Annotated in this window: 3 protein-coding genes and 1 pseudogene; 2 read left to right on the top strand and 2 right to left on the bottom strand. The window is 40.7% G+C overall.

The window, feature by feature from the left end; genetic code table 11:
• On the bottom strand, positions 1-680 hold a 680-nt coding region (locus AYJ08_RS04995), incomplete at its 3' end, for a zinc ribbon domain-containing protein (protein ID WP_483295055.1).
• A gap of 168 nt (positions 681-848) precedes the next feature.
• On the opposite strand from AYJ08_RS04995, the gene AYJ08_RS04990 reads away from it, so the two are divergent.
• Both AYJ08_RS04990 and AYJ08_RS04985 read left to right on the top strand, forming a co-directional pair.
• Entirely contained in the window at positions 849-1,211 is a 363-nt protein-coding gene (locus tag AYJ08_RS04990; protein ID WP_064016824.1) for a thioredoxin family protein, read from the top strand.
• Positions 1,212-1,244: 33 nt separating this feature from the next.
• Positions 1,245-2,216: a serine/threonine protein kinase gene (locus AYJ08_RS04985; RefSeq protein WP_064016823.1), complete on the top strand. Its 972-nt coding sequence runs from the start codon at positions 1,245-1,247 to the stop codon at positions 2,214-2,216.
• On the opposite strand, the pseudogene AYJ08_RS23850 reads toward AYJ08_RS04985, so the two are convergent.
• Positions 2,213-3,263: pseudogene (locus AYJ08_RS23850) on the bottom strand (VWA domain-containing protein); the annotation flags it as partial. The gene AYJ08_RS04985 and the pseudogene AYJ08_RS23850 sit on opposite strands and share 4 nt — an antisense overlap.

Genomic DNA, 3,263 nt, shown 5'->3' with positions numbered 1-3,263 from the left:
TTGAATCGTTTAGAACGACCATAATTAACATCAAATTTGATTTCGGTAGTCACTGTGCCGAGCAGGGTAGGTAAACTACCATTCATAAAATGCTCTCCCGGGAAGAAGGGGCCTACCTTGAGAGTAACTTGGTCTTCTTCGTCATCCTGTTCAGATGTCTGCTCTTTCGCTTGTTTTTGATCAGACGGTTCTGATTGAGTCTCAGGAACAATCTCTACACCTTGCTCTCCTGTTGCTAGTTTGGTTCCTTTTGGTCCAATTAATTTCATGTAGATGGGACGAACCTGTACCTTGTATAAGCTACCTTCCTTTTTTAATACTAGTAAAGAATTTGCTTCTTCAGCATCGTCTAGGGCCTCTGGCTTATATGAGGGATTCGTTTGATAGCTCACAGCTTGATCGGCAAGGGAGCCTATGTATGTTTTCCAGGTTTCAGTATGCTGTGATAAATTTTCAATAATGCCAACTGCATTTTTATCAGTCAATACGGCTTTGACACCAGTTGGAACAGTAGTCACTTGTAAGAAAACATCTGCTTGCTTCTGCTCTACCGCCTGTTTAAACAGCTTTACGACTGTTTCTGGATTTTTGTACACAGCACTACGTTGTTGATTAAAAATAAGAAAGCCTACAGCAACTATAAGTAAAATGGCAATAGGAATTATGATTTTCCATTTCATAGGAATCCTCCTTCTAAAAGAACCTTCTTCTTTTATTCTAGGTGATTATTTTCACACGTCAATGCAGGAAGTGGTTCATTGTAAAGAATGTTACAATATAAGCAAGACTAACACCGATAGAAAGGAAAAAAGGACTATAAATAAAAATGCTTAGGAGGAAAACTGACGATGAAAGAATGTGTGAGTATAGAAGAATTGGAACAGGCGCTACAAACATTTCCGCTCTGTCTGGTTCTCCTTACATCGAAGAATTGCGGTGTTTGCGAGGCTGTGGAACAAAAGCTACATACCTGGCTGTCAAAGGATCAGCCCTTAGATCCTGACGAGCTGCAATCTCATATACTTGAAGGCTTTCATGTAAGCAAAGCTTCTATTGATAAGCTTCCTGAGCTGTCTGGAAGGTTTTTGGCATTTTCCGGACCTACCATACTTGTATTTGCCTATGGGAAAGAAATATATCGAAAAGCGAGATTTATTCACATGCAAGAGCTAAGTGAGGCGCTCGAGCAAGCTAAAGTTATGATAGAATAAGAGAAGGTTAACAGGAAGAGAGAGGTAAGAAAAGTGAAATCAGGTACCGAAGAGAAGGGATTGCCGAAAAGAATACGCCTTTATGGACGTTACCAGATTAAAAAAATGATTTCGCAAAGCGAGCTGTCGATTGTGTATACTGCACGTCAGCTTGGCAGTAAGCATACGCGTATTATTAAAGAGTTTTTTCCGAGAGCACTTGCCTTACGTGATCTTGATCATAAGACAGTTTTTTGTCGGATGCCTTCTTTGCAGGAAAAATATAACGATCTATTGCAGGCATTTATACGAGAAGCAGAAATAATAAAAGGACTGAATCATCCTAATTTTGTGTCATATGTGGATTTCTTTGAAGAGAATGGTACGGCTTATTTAGTAATGAATTACTGCCAAGGCGTGACACTGGATCGTTATATACAGCAGACCGAGCAGCTATATACGGCGGAAGTTATAGAAAAAACATGGCTGCCGTTGGTGGATGCCCTCGAATACTTACATAAGCAAGGCATTATTCATCGTGATATTAAACCTAGTAATATTATCATTAGTCCATCAGGGGCTCCTATTCTGATCGATTTTGGCTCAGCTATTCAAATAAACCAACAGGGAAAAGGAAATAAACAAACAATTGTAACCACAACCGGCTACTCTCCTTTGGAATTTTATTCAGAGAAGTCAAAACAAGACGATCGCTCTGATTTATATAGCTTTGCTGCAACGTTTTTCTTCTATATTAATAGAAGCGCTCCTACGGATGTTACTCAGCGATTGTTTGAGCATCGCTTTGAGGGAATGAAACTGTCTGCTTCTATCGTGACTCCAATATTGGCACGTATCATTCGCTGGGGATTGGCGGTTCATGCTGACAAGAGATGCCCCACGTTAAAATGGTTCAAGCATGCTTTATATGCAGAAGCGTTGATTTGGAAAAGTAAAGAGAGGCTGTTTTCTGCATCTAAGCAAAAAACAACCGCTTCTACTTCATCTTCTCATAAACTGCATTAATGGTGGGCAGGTACGTCCGAGTAAAGATGGGAGTTTACTTTAACGGCTTTGTACCTGATCTCGATTTCTGTGATTCCATCCTCAAATGTAATGTACAATTTGTCATTATAGGTGAGGATTTCCTTTTTGTTGGTACGAAGCAATGTAGTGCCACGAACTAAGGTGCAATTTGAACTGTTTTTAACCAATAGCGTTTCGTTTTTACCTGCTTCAAACACAATGAAAGCCGCTTCTGGTAATGGCTCATTTACATTGAGGCTTCTAAACAGCTCCTGAAGCGTTATCCGGCGTTGAGGAAAAGAGCTGAGAGGCCAGTAGGTAACAGGAATATCATTTCCACTAGCAGTTTGTAAAAAATAGCCCTCCAATTTTCCAGATAGCATAGGTTTTGGACGGACGATCAGATAAATAATGCCACCAATAAGAGCAACAGCCAACAAAATGCCACCGATTAAAAGATATTTGTCCCAGACTGACGTAATGATCAAGGATAATTCCGAGGCAGCCTGTTCGCCATCGGGATCAGTAGCCGTGATTGTCAATGTGGTTGTTCCCGTTGTAAATGGAGCAATATGTAACGTTTGGCCTTGAATGCGTATGTTTGACAGGGCTTCATCAGGAGCATTTATGATGTTATACGTGAGTGTATCCTGATTAGCATCCGTAAAATATTTGCCTAGATCAATGCCTGATTCCCCTGATTCTTTTGAAATCGAAATCGAGCGCTCTGCTGTAGCTTGAGGGGCAAGATTTCCTACATGCAGCTTTTCTGCGGAGGTTTCTCGATAAAAGTCTGGCCCTTCGATTCTAATTTTCCACGTATAGTCCCCAGATTGCTTGAAGACATACTCCAATTTCCATTCATCCCCAGCTACATTCATCGGAGTCCGTTGTTCTTGCTTTGTTGCTGTATGGACAGTAATGAATTCAGCCTTTAAGGTTTGATTGACATCCTGGTCAGTAAATTTTTTACCTTGAGAATCAATAAGGTAGGCAACCATGCTGATAACCTGCCCTTTTTGCGTTTGATCGGGTAACGCAGGAGCC

The sequence above is a fragment of the Brevibacillus sp. SKDU10 genome (assembly GCF_001645205.1).
Lineage (GTDB): Bacteria > Bacillota > Bacilli > Brevibacillales > Brevibacillaceae > Brevibacillus_B > Brevibacillus_B halotolerans.
The sequence above is the reverse complement of the archived record's forward strand: the minus strand, read 5'-3'. Positions and strand labels throughout refer to the sequence as shown.